14 protein-coding genes are annotated in these 14,987 nt (G+C 53.9%); 2 read left to right on the top strand and 12 right to left on the bottom strand.

Annotated elements, in window-relative coordinates:
* Positions 1-118 precede the first annotated feature (118 nt).
* Both ACVBDQ_RS02335 and ACVBDQ_RS02330 read left to right on the top strand, forming a co-directional pair.
* Positions 119-796 (top strand): SH3 domain-containing protein, encoded by a 678-nt coding sequence (locus ACVBDQ_RS02335; RefSeq protein ID WP_446663022.1) that lies wholly within the window; start codon positions 119-121, stop codon positions 794-796.
* Between the two features lie 3 nt (positions 797-799).
* Positions 800-2,131 carry a SpoIID/LytB domain-containing protein gene (locus ACVBDQ_RS02330; protein ID WP_446663021.1) on the top strand — a complete coding sequence of 444 codons (1,332 nt, stop codon included), beginning with the start codon at positions 800-802 and terminating at the stop codon, positions 2,129-2,131.
* A 106-nt stretch (positions 2,132-2,237) separates the two neighbouring features.
* Here ACVBDQ_RS02330 and ACVBDQ_RS02325 read toward each other — a convergent pair whose 3' ends face one another.
* From ACVBDQ_RS02325 to ACVBDQ_RS02270, 12 genes are all read right to left on the bottom strand, one after another.
* Positions 2,238-3,494, bottom strand: coding sequence for a glycosyltransferase family 4 protein (locus tag ACVBDQ_RS02325; RefSeq protein ID WP_015375867.1), 1,257 nt, complete (start codon positions 3,492-3,494; stop codon positions 2,238-2,240).
* Entirely contained in the window at positions 3,491-3,757 is a 267-nt protein-coding gene (locus ACVBDQ_RS02320; protein ID WP_015375868.1) for a hypothetical protein, read from the bottom strand. The genes ACVBDQ_RS02325 and ACVBDQ_RS02320 overlap by 4 nt, the downstream gene beginning before the upstream one ends.
* Positions 3,757-4,836 (bottom strand): glycosyltransferase, encoded by a 1,080-nt coding sequence (locus tag ACVBDQ_RS02315; protein ID WP_446663020.1) that lies wholly within the window; start codon positions 4,834-4,836, stop codon positions 3,757-3,759. Before ACVBDQ_RS02315 ends, ACVBDQ_RS02320 begins: the two co-directional genes overlap by 1 nt.
* Positions 4,833-5,948: a glycosyltransferase gene (locus ACVBDQ_RS02310; RefSeq protein ID WP_318549492.1), complete on the bottom strand. Its 1,116-nt coding sequence runs from the start codon at positions 5,946-5,948 to the stop codon at positions 4,833-4,835. The genes ACVBDQ_RS02315 and ACVBDQ_RS02310 overlap by 4 nt, the downstream gene beginning before the upstream one ends.
* Complete coding sequence (locus ACVBDQ_RS02305; protein WP_318549491.1) at positions 5,949-7,337, bottom strand: O-antigen polymerase; 1,389 nt, start codon at positions 7,335-7,337, stop codon at positions 5,949-5,951.
* Positions 7,338-7,349: 12 nt separating this feature from the next.
* Positions 7,350-8,408, bottom strand: coding sequence for a non-hydrolyzing UDP-N-acetylglucosamine 2-epimerase (gene wecB, locus ACVBDQ_RS02300; RefSeq protein ID WP_025950142.1), 1,059 nt, complete (start codon positions 8,406-8,408; stop codon positions 7,350-7,352).
* Between the two features lie 32 nt (positions 8,409-8,440).
* Positions 8,441-9,889, bottom strand: coding sequence for a lipopolysaccharide biosynthesis protein (locus ACVBDQ_RS02295; RefSeq protein ID WP_129447288.1), 1,449 nt, complete (start codon positions 9,887-9,889; stop codon positions 8,441-8,443).
* A gap of 1 nt (position 9,890) precedes the next feature.
* The gene (locus ACVBDQ_RS02290; protein WP_318549487.1) at positions 9,891-10,622 is read right to left on the bottom strand and encodes an acyltransferase; all 732 of its coding nucleotides are present in this window, start codon (positions 10,620-10,622) and stop codon (positions 9,891-9,893) included.
* A 17-nt stretch (positions 10,623-10,639) separates the two neighbouring features.
* Complete coding sequence (locus ACVBDQ_RS02285) at positions 10,640-11,953, bottom strand: nucleotide sugar dehydrogenase (RefSeq protein WP_015375873.1); 1,314 nt, start codon at positions 11,951-11,953, stop codon at positions 10,640-10,642.
* A gap of 15 nt (positions 11,954-11,968) precedes the next feature.
* The gene (locus ACVBDQ_RS02280; protein WP_013524681.1) at positions 11,969-12,982 is read right to left on the bottom strand and encodes a Gfo/Idh/MocA family protein; all 1,014 of its coding nucleotides are present in this window, start codon (positions 12,980-12,982) and stop codon (positions 11,969-11,971) included.
* On the bottom strand, positions 12,979-13,716 hold the full coding sequence (locus ACVBDQ_RS02275; protein WP_318549484.1) for a lipopolysaccharide biosynthesis protein: 738 nt from the start codon (positions 13,714-13,716) through the stop codon (positions 12,979-12,981). The genes ACVBDQ_RS02280 and ACVBDQ_RS02275 overlap by 4 nt, the downstream gene beginning before the upstream one ends.
* Before the next feature lie 118 nt (positions 13,717-13,834).
* On the bottom strand, positions 13,835-14,953 hold the full coding sequence (locus tag ACVBDQ_RS02270) for a DegT/DnrJ/EryC1/StrS family aminotransferase (RefSeq protein ID WP_033014895.1): 1,119 nt from the start codon (positions 14,951-14,953) through the stop codon (positions 13,835-13,837).
* Positions 14,954-14,987 lie beyond the last annotated feature (34 nt).

Raw genomic sequence — 14,987 nt, 5'->3', positions numbered from 1 at the left:
TCGCGTTTTCATTCCTTGCGATTCCTCATGAACCGAGCGAATCCGTTGTGTTTCACCGGCCTTTTAGGAAAGCTATTATTCTCCTTTCTTTCCATATCCAAAAACGGGGGAGATGAACATGATGAAACGAAAAGCCAAATGGGCCGTTGCTGCCAGCCTGGCGGTCGGAATGACGGCAGGCGCCCTCTTGTTTACGCCATCGGCGATGAAAGCATCGGAAGAAGTCGTGTTAGCGAGCGTCGACTGGGTGACGTCCCAGCTCAACCCGATGAAAAACGACATTGCCAACCTGAAAGCACAACTGGCCGCCCAGCAACAACAAATTCAACAGCTTCAACAACAACTTGCCAGCAAACCCGCTTCGCCTTCTTTGCCTTCTGCCGTCTATGTAGCGAAAAACAATGCGGCCGTCCGCAGCGGAGCGTCAACGAGCTACCGCGTCATCACTTATAAACAGGCAGGGGCTTCACTGCAAGTCGTCGGGGCGCACCTTACTTCCCAAGGACTTTGGTACAACGTCGTCCTATCTTCATCGCTGAAAGGATGGATCCATTCAGGCGATGTCTCGACATCCGCTGTCAGCAGCGACAGCACCAAGCACGTCATCGCCACGGCCGCGGTCAATATTCGAAAAGGAGCGACGACTTCTTATCCGATTATTGCGACCGTTCCAAAAGGGACAGAGATGGTCTATATTCAGCCGTTTACCAACAGCAAAGGGGAGAAATGGTACAACGTGCAACTGTCTGATGGGCGTCGGGGTTGGATGGCCGCTGAATTTGGTGAGGTGAAGTAGACGGTGAAAAAACTAGCGTGGTTGGCCGTCGGCCTGTTTTTGCTCATCGTCTCTCCTTCCGCGTCGAACGCCGCTGGGGTGAAAACGTACAACAATCCCGTGCAAGTCCTTTTATATAAAGGGGCATCGGTGACAGCCGCCGTCGAAGGAAACTATCAAATCGTCAATAAAGAGACGTTGACGATCACCCCGTTGCCAAGCGGGACAAATCTGACATTTCGGTCTTCCTCTTCGACCGTGTTTGTCACGTACAATGGAAAGACGGATTTTTCAAGCACCGGATTTACTATTCAAGAAACAATCGGCGCGGCGCCGTTGTCCCTTGTCAAGGTGAACCAAACGCGGTATCGGGGAAGCGTCGACATTCGCCTGCAAAACAGCGCCTTGTATGCTGTCAATATTTTAGATATGGAAGATTATTTAAAAGGAGTCGTGCCGAGCGAGATGCCCGCCTCTTGGCCGCTTGAGGCGCTGAAGGCGCAAGCCATTGCAGCCCGAAACTATGCCTATAAACATAAAACAAGTTTGACGACCAATCCAAACACACAGACGTATAAAGGATATGATGGAGAATCTCCCCGATCGAACGAGGCAGTGGATGCGACAAGAGGATGGTATCTTAAATATAATGGCAGTGTCATTGAAACGTATTACCACTCGACAAGCGGCGGCAGAACCGCCAACGTAAGCGACGTCTGGAACTCGTCGCAAACCGCCTACCCATATTTGGCGAGCGTCGATGACCCGTATGAATCATCGCCGTACAGCCGTTGGTCGTTCACCTTCTCCCCGTCTGTGCTGCTGCGTTCGTTCGGGCTCACCGATCCATCGGTTGTTTTATACGACGTCTCGATCACCAAAACCGGCGCGAACGGGGAAGTGGGGGCCGTCACGATTGAAACCTCGGCAGGCGAAAAAACAGTGAAAGGCAATGAAACGACCATCCGCAAACTGTTCCCGCTAGACGGCAATCAATTTTACGGCATCTTGCCGTCCAACTGGTTCGACATTCAAGTGCAAAAAAGCGGTCCATCCGTGTCGATTCAAACGGCCAGCGGCAGCATCGCCGCCTCTTCCTTGTCATCTTATTCTGTCCAAACAGAGAACGGAACGGTTTCGCTCGCCGGCGTCGAAGGAATCAAAGTACAAACAACGGATGGCATCATGCCGCTTTCCGCCTCGCCGTCAGGGGTCAGCTCGATCACCGTCACGGGAAAAGGCTGGGGGCACCGGGTCGGCATGAGCCAATACGGAGCAAAAGCATTCGCCGAGCGCGGATGGACGGCGGAGCAAATTTTAGAACACTACTTCCCCGGTGCTGAAGTCTCGTTCTAGCGACAGAGTCCATGATGTCATACGGGATTTTGCTCTCCACCTCGGCATCACGCGAGAACAAAAAAGGGCGTCCTTCTTTGTGAGCGGAACGCCCTTTCTTCTTTTTCTATTTTTCTGTCCATCTGACGGATTCACGTTTTGTTTCATCGCCAAGGGCGTGAAGCAAATCGTCGACAATGCGAATCCATGAGTATTGCTCCACCGCCAACTTGCGCCCATTTTCCGCCATCTTTTCGTATTCCTCTCTCGGAAGGCAAAGCAGCTCGAGAACCGCGGCAGCGATCTGTTCGGGATTTTCTGGAGGAGCGATTTTTCCGCAATGGTATGTTTCTAAAATCTCTGCGCTCTCCCCTTCGCCGCAATACAGCACCGGGGTTCCGGTGGCGATCGCCGGGAAAATTTTCGACGGCCTTGCTCCTTTAAACAAGTCGATGTTGCGCAGCGAAACGATGCTGTAATCGGTGATGGAGAAAATCTCCGGCATCTTCTCAACCGGAACGGATCCGTAAAACGTCACATTGTCAAGGCCAAGCTCTTCTTTTAACGCCATCAGCTTTTCCCGCTCTTGGCCGTCGCCGACAAACAGGAAATGCGCCCGTTCATCTTTCGCTTTGACGATGGCCGCCGCCCGCAGCACCGAATCGAGCCCTTGGGCGTATCCCATCGTTCCGGCGTACGTAAACACCACTTTTCCTTCGAGCCCTAATTCCGCGAGCAGCTTCTTGTTTTTCGGCAACGGGCGAAACACATCCGTGTTGACGCCGTTCGGCAATAAAAAGACATCTTCGGGCGCTTTCCCTTGCTCAATCATATAATCGCGAATGCCTTCCGTCGCGGCGGCGATTTTCCACGCCTTCCGGTATAAAAACAGCTCGAGCCATCTCGCCATTCGAATGAACAGCCGATTTTTCAAAATGCCGAGCTCAACGGCCGATTCCGGCCAAATGTCGGCGACGTTGAAAACAAACTTCGCCCGTTTCAACTTCGCACCCACGTACCCGGTGATCCCTAAAAACAACGGCGGGGAATTGCAAATGATCACATCCGTCGGCTTCGCTTTCACAAGCAGCGAATAAAACGAGCTGAACGTAAACGAAAAATACGAAGCGAGCCGTTTCCAAAAGCTCCCCTTTGGCGACGGATAAATCCATGTCCGATGAACGGGAATGCCGTCCCATTGTTCGAACAAATAAAACAGGCCGCGGTATGGCTTGGGGATGACGCCGTGCGGATGATGCGGGAACGCCGTGAGCACTTCCACTTGATGCCCCCGTTTGATCAGCTCTTTGCTCACCTCATACACACGAATTTGCGGTGCGCCTGTTTCCGGCGGGAAGTGTTGGCATAGGTACATGATCCTCATGGCCCGCTCCACACCACTTTCCCAAAAAATCGCAAACGAACGTTCCATTTCGAGCGCCAAGAGGCGAGCGCAAACGAGGCGTGGAAAAGGGGAAACGCCCCCCTGGCATCGTCCCGCTGTCCTTGGATGGATAATCGTTGCCGCGAACCGACGGTCATCATGAGCTTGCCAACGGAAAGCCGCCGGCTTCGCGACTTAGCCTCCGCTTTCGGCAACAAACGAGCACCAACCGCGGCGGCTGACATGACGGCTTTGTTCCTCATCAACTCCCTCCACCGCCTTTCAACGTTTGTTCATACAATCGGATCATGCGCATCGCATTTTCCGTCCAATCGTAATGTTCATGGACATGGTTGACGCCGTTTTCCCCCATTCGTTGCCGCAGCCTCTCATCAAGCAGCAGCCGTTCGAACGCCTCCGCCAGCTTTTCCGGACTGTTTTTCGGCACGATCAACCCCGTTGTTCCCTCACGAACGACTTCCGGCAACCCGCCGACGTTGGAGACGACAACGGGAACGCCGCACGCCATCGCCTCGACGGCGGCAACGCCAAAACTTTCGCTGTCTTCCGTCGAAGGCACGGCGAAAATATCCATTTGATTGATATACAGCGGCACTTGTTCGTTCGGAACTTTGCCGGCAAACGTCGTCACGGATTGGATGCCGAGGCGGGCGCACAGCTCCTCGTATTCGCTCCGCTGCGGCCCGTCGCCGACGATCAACAGCTCCGTTTGCGGATGCCGCTCGTGCACAATGGCAAACGCCCGAATCAAATCGGCGATCCCGTACTTGTCGGAAAGAGCTTTCACCGTGCCGATCGTCACGGTCCGTTTCGGCTGTTTCGGCAACGGTTTGAAGCGGGCGACATCAACACCAAACGGCGTCACTTCGATCGGTTTGTCCGTATACTTTCTGGTTTCTTTCGCCATCACATGGCTTGTCGAACAAATGACATCCGCACGCTGGAATGTATATTCAAGCATCCATCGGTTCCAACGATTGGCATTCGGAAACTGATACACGTCGCGCCCCCAGACGGAGACGTAAAACGGATGATACGAAGCAAGCGCCCCGATCAACCCGTAGCTGGAGGCATAATGGGCGTGCAAAATATCTGGTTGAAACGAAGCGAGCAGCCGCTTTAATGAAAAGACAGTGGAAAAATACGACAACTTCCCCGGCAGCCATTTCGGCAGCACGACTGTCTCGACTTCTTTCGCTTGCTCCGGCCCGTAATGGTCTTTAAACGTCACGACTTTCACATCAATGCCTTGCGTTTGGTAAAAGCGGGCCCACTTATGCGTATGGATCGATTTGCTTGGAGCCAATAAGGCGACTTTCATCGGAGGCCCCCCACCAACGTTTCTTTCACCTTTTCCACTCTCGCTTCCCACGAATGTTTCGCCATAAACGTCTGCGCAATGCGCAAGCGGCACTCCTCGAGCATGTCGGCCATCTTGGCGATCGCTTCTGCCATCGACGACGGGTTGTCGTCGCAAATGACGCCGTACCCATCCGCTTCAATCAACCGCTTTTGCGCTGAGCAAGCGGTGGCGACAATCGGCAGGCCGCTCGACAGATAGTCAACCAGCTTGACGGGAACGGAAAAATCATTATACTCGCTCCGCCGCCGCGGGATGAAGGCGAAATCCATCTCCGCATACAAACGGTCGAGCGCTTCGCCGCTGACGTGCTCGACGCGCACTTGCAAGGCGGCAAGCTCTTCTTTCACCGCAAGCGGCTGCCGCTCGTACTCGTCTTTTCGGCAGACGACGGTGAGCGAAACAAGCGGCTTGCGGCGGTTGGCCAAGCGAATCGCCTCAAGCAGGAGCAAAAGCCCATAGTCGGCATTGTTGATGCCGCCAACATAAATGGCATTCAGCGGCTGTTTCGCCGTCCCGAACCGCTGAAACGGCTTTTGCTTCCCACCCGGCGGTAAATCGACCATCGGGCGGCGGATCGCGACGTATGTTCCCATTTCGAGGCTCGGCAAAAAGATGACATCGCAGTACCGCTCGTAAAACCGTTCTTCCCAACGGTACATCATTTGCATGGCCGTTTTTTTCCAACCGCGGAGCGGATACAAATCAGGAAACTTCCAATAGACGTCGCGGTAAAAGACGCCGATCGGAACATTGTGGGCTTTCAAGTAGCGGAGAACGTCTCGGTCGACGAACGGACGTTGCGGCCGGTGTCCTGGGTCCGTGAGCCAAAGCGGAATCGTCTGGTTTTCCATATAGCAAAACCAGACATCATCGAGCTTGCCTTGGCTGCGGAGCTCTTGAAATTGCTTCTCCCGCTCGGCTGACGTGCCGGCGATCAGAAGAACGTCCACTCCCTCTTTCGCTCCCCAGCGCAAAAACGCTTGATGCATTTCATACGGCCGCAGCTTTGACCCGCTGTTTCGTTCCGCGGCGAGTGAAAACGGGTAATAAATCAATACGGTTTTCATCATTCATCCCTCATCGGTCATTCGCCTTTTCGTTGCAAACCATGCCCGTAAATCCCCCTGCACCCGCAGCCACAACGCCATTCCGCCAAACAATGCCACGAGCAACACCCAGGTCGGATTGAACAAAAAATCGGTGAACCCACCGACGAGCGTGCGGGGGATGTTAATGGAAAAATAAACGAACAAACTTAAAAACAAAGGATTTTTTGGCAGCCGTAGAAACCCAATATACAACAGCTGCGTCACGACACCGACATACAGCGTGCCGATGACGATCCCCACATAACCGAAATTGGCATACGCCTCAGCGACAAAAAGGGTGTTCAACACTCCCCCTGTCCCGTCTTCAATCCGCTCTGGGAACACGTGCGCCATCACGAGGCGGGCGGAGCGGACATTCTCGACGTCAAACAACCCTGTTAAAATCGAGGGCAAGCTTTTTCCATAAAGAAATGGCAGCGCTTCGCCGAACAAATTCAAATGAAGAAACGTCGGCGCGATTTGCGCCAAAATCATGCGGCCGATCGGGCCTTTGTTGTAAGACAAAAAGGTCGCAACATCTTGCACCCCTTGAATGACGATGTACATGCCGACGAGCACCGCCACCCCCACTCCCCCATACAACGCCAATTTCGCCGCCGACAGCCTTGTTTTTCCAATGTAGATGCGAATCAGCAAAAACATCATCACGTAAAAGAAAATCGGCGATTTGGCCAAATCATACACATTGACGAACACCGCCCCGACAAACAGACAGATAAACAGCAGCTTCCACCGCCACTCGTGCGTCAGCTCGGCAAACAAATAAGCGATAAACGACAAAAGCGGCGTGAGCGTAATGGCAAAAATATTGCGAACGAGCACGTTTCCGGCAAAATGGCGCGACGCCTCAATGCGCAACGCAGCCAAGCTCTCATCCGTCCCTGTCAAGAGCGCAAACACCGGAATCGTCGGCGTTTTCCAAATCATATACGCAATGGCGGCAAAACTGAGCAGCGACAGCGCCAAAAACGCATAAAACACTTGGCTGCCCGTCGCTCCAGCCAACGGAGAAAGCGGCTTTTGCAAATAGGCGCGAAACTCCTGCCTCGCTTCAAATCCGCACAGCCTTGAAACGACCACCATCGACAGCGGGAACACAATCATGACAAAGCATACGACAGCAAATCCAATCTGCCGGTATTCCTCAGGCCGAAACAGCTTGCGAATCATGTAGTAATCGTCCATCCCCAAGGCGATCAGCAGCGCGCCGATGAAGCTTGACAGAAGGAACGAGTAATAGTACACAATCGACACGAGATTCGGCGCCGTCCATGAAAGCGTCCCCGCTGCATAGCGAAACATCAAGGTGGAGGCGACAAGAACAATCAACCCAATCAACACGTCCAACATGCCGACGCACCCTTATCGCTGTCCGATCGCCGCCACGATTTTCTCCGCCGCATGCCCATCGCCAAAGACGTCCGCATAAACAGGGGCGACTTCCTTGTGGACCGCCGCGACGATCTTCTCGCGGTCCGTACCGGTTAAGATGTTCGCCCCGCCTTCGAGCGTTTCCACCCATTCGGTTTGTTCGCGCACCGTCACGCAAGGCACACGAAGGAAATACGCTTCCTTTTGTACGCCTCCTGAATCGGTGATGATTTTTTTCGCGCCGCTCTCTAACCGAAGCATGTCCAAATAACCGACCGGATCGATCAGCCGAAGCCCTGGAATCGCCGAAGCGTCCAAGCCGTACTCTTCAAGCTTATGCCGCGTCCGGGGATGAATCGGCCACACTTTCGTTCCGTCAATATCCCGAAAAGCAGCCAAAATGGCTTTCAATTTGTCGGGGTCATCGGTATTTTCCGCTCGGTGAATGGTGATCAAGTAGTAGGATTGTTCCGCCAGCGACAAATCAGCCAAAATCGTCGATTGGCGCTGTGCGAGCTCCTTGTTGTACAAAATGGCGTCATACATGACGTCGCCGACATTCCAGACGTTTCGCGTAATATTTTCTTTTCGTAAATTTTCCACGGCCGTCTCCGTTGGACAAAATAAGAGCTCGGAGACATGATCGGTCATGATGCGGTTGATTTCTTCCGGCATCTGCTTGTTGAAGCTGCGCAGTCCGGCTTCGACGTGGATGACGGGAATATGGAGCTTCGCTGCGACAAGAGCGCCCGCGAGCGTCGAGTTCGTATCGCCATAGACGAGCACATAATCCGGTTTTTCCTGCATGACAATTTCTTCAATTTTCATCAGCATTTCGCCCGTTTGCTTTCCATGGCTGCCTGAACCCACCCCAAGATAGTAGTCAGGCGTCGGAATGTTCAACTCCTCAAAAAAAATGGCCGACATATTCGGGTCATAGTGCTGCCCGGTATGGATCAGCACTTCGGTATATTGTTTTCGCAAGACGCGCGAGACGGGGGCAGCCTTGATAAACTGCGGTCTGGCGCCTAACACGGTGGCGATTTTCATCCGAAACACCTCCTAGATCAGATGAGCGGTTATCAAGTATTTTGCGCATTTTCATCCTCGATCGTGCGCACCGGACGGCGCAAATCACGATCAACCCGGCTGGCAAAGAGTGTGGCGGCAAACAGGCCCCAACCAGCGAGCACCCAGCCGTCAGCAAGCGGCGCCTGCTGAACGTAGACGATGACGATGAGGGCGAGCAATGTGCCGACCAAAACCAAAGCCATCTTTTTCCATGATACTGGCACAGGATACACTTGCTGGCTTTTGCGAAAAATGAAAGCCACAGCGACCATATACGTCATGAGGCTGGCCGCGACCGCCCCCCAGCTGAGCCAAAGCGGCACCAAAACGGCGTTCAATGCAAGATGAAGAAGCGCCGCTAGCGTGAACACCCGTGAAATATAGCCGGTTTCCTTTGTCAAAAACAAGCCGGTGGAAACAATCAGATAATAAAAGTTCAAAAACGTGACGGCCGATAAAAACGGGATATAGGACGCTGCATCGCGATATTCCGGTTTGAAAAAGGTTTCCACAAGCCACGGGCTCGCCGTGGCGATCAAAAGCAACCCAAACGCTCCAATGAGCAAAAGCGCCATATACACTTTCGCAAACAGCGCACGGCTTTCCGGCCGGTCTTTCATCGACATCGAATACGGACGCCACGCCATCTGCACGCCGCTCGTGATGAGCGTGATCACGGTCGCGAGACGCAAGGCAACCCCAAACACCCCGACTTCCTCCAACGACGCAAACCGTTGGATGAAAAACGTGCTGACGTTGGCGATCACCCAAAAGGCGAGCGAAGTCGGCACGAGCGGGGCGGCGTAGGCAAGCAACTCCTTTAACACGTCAAAGCGCACGCGCCACACCATATACTTGACGGTCAAATGCAACATCAACAAAAACACGAGCGCGCTGCTCACGAGCCGGCCGATGAGCAGCCCTTCCGGCGTCGCCGCGAACCACCGGAGCGCCGCATACGACAGCACAGCGACAAGCAGCATTTTCACGAGCGTCCAAATCACGACTTTTTTCGTCTGAAATTCAAACCGCAGCACCGTCGTCGCCATGACGAAAATCGTATCGAGCAGCAACGTCGCGATACTGATGTACAGCAAATCGACATAGCGAGGTTCTTGAAACAGCGCGCCTGCGATCCACGGACCGGCCAAAACGACAGCCAAAAATAAGATGGCGACGACAAACAGCCGGAAGTACATGACGTTGCGCACATACAAAAGGCGCTTCTCTTTGTCGTCCGTGTCGTAATAGTAAAAAGAGAGCGCCGAATCCGTACCGAAAATGACGAGAAACGTCAGCATCGACGTCCATTGGTCGATCAAGTAGACCGCCCCGTACTGCGCCTTGGACAAATAGCTTGTATAAATCGGCAGCATCAAAAAGGCAATCAGCTTCGTGCCGACGTTCATAAACGCGTAAAGGAGCGAGTCCGCTCCTAAACGCTTGAATGCCGAGAACAATTTATAACAACTCCCGCTCGTCGACCATTTTGCTGAAGCGCGCCGGGAATCCTTTCACGACCGTCCTCGGTTCCGTATCTTTTGTGACGAGCGCCCCAGCGGCGACAAACGTCTCTTCCGCCACCGTCACGCCCGGCAGCAAAATCGCTCCGCCTCCGACGCGCGCCCCGCGCTTGACGGTCGCCCCTTTGATTTTGGCGAACCGTTCTTCCGTCCGCCCCATGTAGTTGTCATTGGTCGTCGTGACGCACGGGGCGATGAACACATGGTCTTCGAGCGTCGTGTAGGCCGTGATGTAGGAGTTCGACTGGATTTTCGTCCGATCGCCGATTTGGACGTGGTTTTCGACGCACACCCCGCGCCCGACGATCACATATTGGCCGATGTGCACGTTTTCGCGCACGCTCGCCAAATCAGCGATCAATGTGTAGGCGCCGATCGTCGCGCCTCGATAGATGACGGCGTTGGCGCCGATCGTGCAATGGTCGCCGATGACAAGCGGCGGCAGCTCGCCCGACAGCTTGACGGTGCTCGTTTTCGCCGGCTTCGGCGGTTTGCCGAGCACCGCTCCGTCGGCGATCGTCACGCCGTCGCCGATGACGGTTCCTTCGTGAATCGTGACGCGATGTCCGATTTTAACGTCGTTTCCGATTTTGACATTCGCCTCGATGACCGTGAAATGGCCGATTTCGACACGTTCACCGCAAACAACAGAGGGATCGACAACGTTCATGGTTTCGTCTCCTTCGCTTACAATTTGACGTATTTGGCCGGTTTCGACACATCTTTCATAGCATTGCGTGTGTCAAACACGACCCGGCTGTGACGAGCGACCATTTCATAGTCGATGTTGGAATGGTCCGTCGTAATCAAGACAAGATCTGACTGCGCAAGCAGTTCCGGCGTCAGCTCGACCGTCTCAATCACCCGGTTGCACGCCCGGAACGACGGAACATACGGGTCGACGACCGCAAATTCCGCTCCGTATTGCTCGAGCAGCTCGACGATTTTCAACACTGGCGATTCGCGCACATCATCAATGTCTTTTTTGTAGGCGACGCCGAGCACCGTCACTTTCGAACCGCGCAGCGCCTTCCCTTCTTCGTTTAAAATGAGCATCGCGCGGTTGACGACATATTCCGGCATGGCGTTGTTGATTTCTCCGGCCAGCTCGATCAAGCGCGTATGGTAGTTGTATTCGCGCGCCTTCCATGTCAAATAAAACGGGTCGATTGGAATGCAATGGCCGCCAAGCCCCGGCCCCGGATAAAACGCCATAAATCCGTACGGCTTCGTTTTCGCTGCATCGATGACTTCCCAGACATCAATGCCCATCCGTTCGCACAAAATGGCCATTTCGTTCGCCAACGCAATGTTGATATGGCGGAACGTATTTTCAAAAATTTTCTCCATTTCCGCCACCGCCGGACTCGACACTTCATGGACATCGCCTTCAAGCACGGCGCGATACATCGCCGCTGCCACTTTCGTGCACGTCTTTGTCACGCCGCCGACGACTTTCGGTGTATTTTTCGTCTTAAACTGCTTGTTGCCCGGGTCAACCCGCTCCGGCGAATAGGCGACGAACACCGTCTCCCCGACGACGAGCCCCTTTTTCTCCAGCGCCGGTTTCACGATTTCTTCCGTCGTGCCTGGATAGGTGGTCGATTCCAACACGACAAGCATCCCTTCATGGGCGTATTTAGCGATTTCCTTCGCCGAGTTTTCGACGTAGGACGTATCCGGCTGATGATGCTCATCGAGCGGGGTCGGCACCGCGATCGCCACAGCATCGACTTCCGCGATCCGGGCGTAATCGGTCGTCGCCACAAGCCGCCCTTGTTTGACCATCTCATGCAAATCTTCATCGACGACATCGCCGATGTAGTTGATCCCATTGTTCACTTGATCGACGCGGCTTTGTTGGATGTCAAAGCCAATGACATGAAACCCTGCTTTTGCTTTTTCGACTGCCAGCGGCAACCCGACGTAGCCAAGCCCGACCACGCCGATGACCGCGTCGCGTTTCTCAAACTTTTGCAACAGCCGTTCCGCGTAGTTCATTCCTCTCATTCCTTTCTACTCAGATAGTTGCACTCTTGTCCCCGTTTCCGCCGAACGCAAAATCGCTTCGATCAGCCGAACAGGAGCCAATCCGTCCAAACCCGTGACGATCGGCTCGCGGTCTTCGCGAATCGCTTGCACCATATCTTCAATGATCCATTGGTGCCCCGGCTTGCCAAACGGGTCGGCGTTGATCTCATCGATGAGCTTTGCCCGTTCTTCCTCGCTGACGCCTTCCGCTTCCCACGTTTCGATAAAGTTGGCCGTCCGGCCGCCGATTTTCACTGATGCCGTTTCGCCGAAAATGGCGATCGATTCCTCCAAGTTTTGCGGATAAATCGTCGTCGCTGCCTCAATGACGCCAAGCGCCCCGCTTTCAAACTCGACGACCGCCGCCGCGACGTCTTCCGTCTCAATCTTGCGCAGACGGGTCGCCGCCATCGCTTGCACCGCCTTGACCGGCCCCATCAGCCAAAGCAGCAAATCCAAATTGTGAATGGCTTGATTCATCAAGACGCCGCCGTCAAACTCTTTCGTCCCCCGCCACGCCGCCTGGTCATAATAGGCTTGATTTCGATTCCAGCGCACCGTGGCGTTCGCATGGCTCAGTTTTCCGAACATCCCGCGCTCCATCGCCTCTTTCAGCTTCCGAATCGCTGGACGGAAGCGGTTCGGATGAACGACCGCGAGCTTCACGTCGTATTCTTTCGCCGCGCGGATCATCTCTTCAGCGTCGCTCACACGGAGCGCCATCGGCTTTTCCACAATGATATGACGGCGATAGCGGGCCGCCAGCTTGGCCAGCCGCGCGTGCAATCCAGACGGAACGCAAATGTTGACGACATCGATCTGTTCGTTCTCCTTCAACATCGTCTCCATATCAGTGTAAACAGGAACGTCCGACACGTCGCGCAAACGTTCCGGATTCGTGTCGCACACGGCCGCCAGCTCGGCGCCGTCCGCCTTTTCAATGGCATCGATATGTTTTTTGGCGATATGCCCCATGCCGACAATGGCAAAACGGATCATGAAGAATAGTACCTCCTCGCGTCCAATATATACTTCCAAAGCACGAGCCAAACGACCGTCAAAAACAGGCCGAGGACAAGGCCGACGGCCATCAGCTGCCCCGTATACGTTTTCGATTTCGCCACCGTTTCCGACAATACGGCCGGTTTTTCGTAAAAGACAAGATTGCCGCGGATGCGATTGACACGCTCCATCACTTCAGTCAAGTTGTTTTCCGACTCAACCAACAAGTCGCTGATGTCATGGAGCTGTTCCGGATTCAAGCGGCCCGACTGTATTTGTTCGCTATAATAATCGACTTTTTGCTGCAATGCGCGCTCCCGTTCTTCCAGCGCATGCAAGTATTTCGTGGTGACATCAATCCGCTCTTGCGAATGGCGCTTGAGCTCCTGGCTGTATTCCGACACAACAAGCTTCAATTCTCGACTCACGTCTTGTTCATCGTCGCCTTTGACCGTGATTTGCACGTACTGTCCTTCAGGAACGACGACATCCAAGTTTTTCACATCTGGAAACTTCGCTTCTATATTTTTCGGATCCGTCAACTCTTTTACGTCAATCGATCCGGTAAACACGACAGCTTTCCCCGTATACTTCTCCCCCTGCAGCAAAAGCCGCCCTGCGATGACGGTCAACATGATCGTCGCAAGCGGAACGACAAGAAACCACCATTTTCGCTGCCAAAAAAAGCGCAAATATTCGTACAGCACAAACGGTCGTTTTTCCGCCGTCAATCCGGCCACCATCCCTTATCATAAAATAACAAAGTGTTGTGAACAAAACAAATGATCCAACGCCAAAGAAAACGCCATTGCTGTGCGCAAGTGACGTTTCCTTTGGCCGGTTGGACGATCAAGCGAAATGACGGTAAAATTCCGCGATTTTCTCGACGACGTACTGTTGCTGCTCCTCTTTCAGCTCTGGGAACATCGGCAGCGACAGCGCTTCTTTCGCCGCTTTTTCCGCCTCCGGCAACTGCCCTTCCTTATACCCGAGCGAAGCAAACACCGGCTGCAAATGCAGCGGCAGCGGATAGTACACCATCGTCGCGATCCCCTGTTCTTTCAAAAACGCTTGCAGCTCGTCGCGCTTCGGCGCTCGAATCGTGTATTGATGGAACACATGATAGCGCCCGTCGACTTCTTTCGGCGTCACAACAAGGTCGCCGACCGCCTCCTCGAGCAGGCGCGTATACGTCGCCGCATGCTTGCGCCGCTGTTCCGTCCACCGATCCAGATGCGGGAATTTGACGCTTAAAATCGCCGCTTGCATCTCATCGAGGCGGCTGTTGTAGCCAAGTACATGATGGTAATATTTCGGCTTGCTGCCATGAACGCGGATGACCCGGCATTTTTCGGCCAGTTCGTCATCATTCGTAATGATCATGCCGCCATCCCCGTAGGCGCCCAAGTTTTTCGTCGGGAAGAAACTGTACGTCGCCGCCGTCCCAAGCTCGCCAACGCATTTCCCGTTGTATTTCGCGCCGATCGCCTGGGCGGCGTCCTCAATGACAACCAATCCATGCCGCTTGGCAATCGCGGCAATCGCCTCCATATCCGCCATTTGCCCGTACAAATGCACCGGGATGATGGCTTTCGTCTTCTCCGTCACCGCCGCTTCAACTTGCGCTGGATCGATGTTGAACGTCACCGGATCGATATCGACAAACACCGGTTTGGCGCCGGCCCGCGCAATCGATCCTGCCGTCGCGAAAAAGGTGAACGCCGTTGTGATGACTTCATCGCCCGGCCCGACGCCGGCCGCTTGCAAAGCAATATGTATCGCATCGCTTCCGTTGCCGCAGCCGATTCCGTGTTTCGCCCGGCTGTAGGCAGCAATATCTGCTTCTAGCTTTTTGACATAATCTCCTAAAATAAAGCGAGAGGAGCGCATCACTTCATCCAATACGCGCATGATCTCCGGCTTCAATTGTTCATACTGTTCGCTTAAATCCAACATTGGCACGTTCATCGCAAGTTCCTCCAAATCCAAAAAATATGTAGAA

This window comes from Geobacillus sp. CCR (genome assembly GCF_052906625.1).
The sequence above is the reverse complement of the archived record's forward strand: the minus strand, read 5'-3'. Positions and strand labels throughout refer to the sequence as shown.

What these genes read in the sequence shown, in the direction of transcription:
- ACVBDQ_RS02335 (WP_446663022.1), top strand. Translation starts at nt 119, where the DNA reads ATGATGAAACGAAAAGCCAAATGGGCCGTTGCTGCCAGCCTGGCGGTC.
- ACVBDQ_RS02325 (WP_015375867.1), bottom strand. Translation starts at nt 3,494, where the DNA reads ATGAGGATCATGTACCTATGCCAACACTTCCCGCCGGAAACAGGCGCA.
- ACVBDQ_RS02320 (WP_015375868.1), bottom strand. Translation starts at nt 3,757, where the DNA reads ATGAGGAACAAAGCCGTCATGTCAGCCGCCGCGGTTGGTGCTCGTTTG.
- ACVBDQ_RS02315 (WP_446663020.1), bottom strand. Translation starts at nt 4,836, where the DNA reads ATGAAAGTCGCCTTATTGGCTCCAAGCAAATCGATCCATACGCATAAG.
- ACVBDQ_RS02310 (WP_318549492.1), bottom strand. Translation starts at nt 5,948, where the DNA reads ATGATGAAAACCGTATTGATTTATTACCCGTTTTCACTCGCCGCGGAA.
- ACVBDQ_RS02305 (WP_318549491.1), bottom strand. Translation starts at nt 7,337, where the DNA reads ATGTTGGACGTGTTGATTGGGTTGATTGTTCTTGTCGCCTCCACCTTG.
- wecB (WP_025950142.1), bottom strand. Translation starts at nt 8,408, where the DNA reads ATGAAAATCGCCACCGTGTTAGGCGCCAGACCGCAGTTTATCAAGGCT.
- ACVBDQ_RS02290 (WP_318549487.1), bottom strand. Translation starts at nt 10,622, where the DNA reads ATGAACGTTGTCGATCCCTCTGTTGTTTGCGGTGAACGTGTCGAAATC.
- ACVBDQ_RS02285 (WP_015375873.1), bottom strand. Translation starts at nt 11,953, where the DNA reads ATGAACTACGCGGAACGGCTGTTGCAAAAGTTTGAGAAACGCGACGCG.
- ACVBDQ_RS02280 (WP_013524681.1), bottom strand. Translation starts at nt 12,982, where the DNA reads ATGATCCGTTTTGCCATTGTCGGCATGGGGCATATCGCCAAAAAACAT.
- ACVBDQ_RS02270 (WP_033014895.1), bottom strand. Translation starts at nt 14,953, where the DNA reads ATGAACGTGCCAATGTTGGATTTAAGCGAACAGTATGAACAATTGAAG.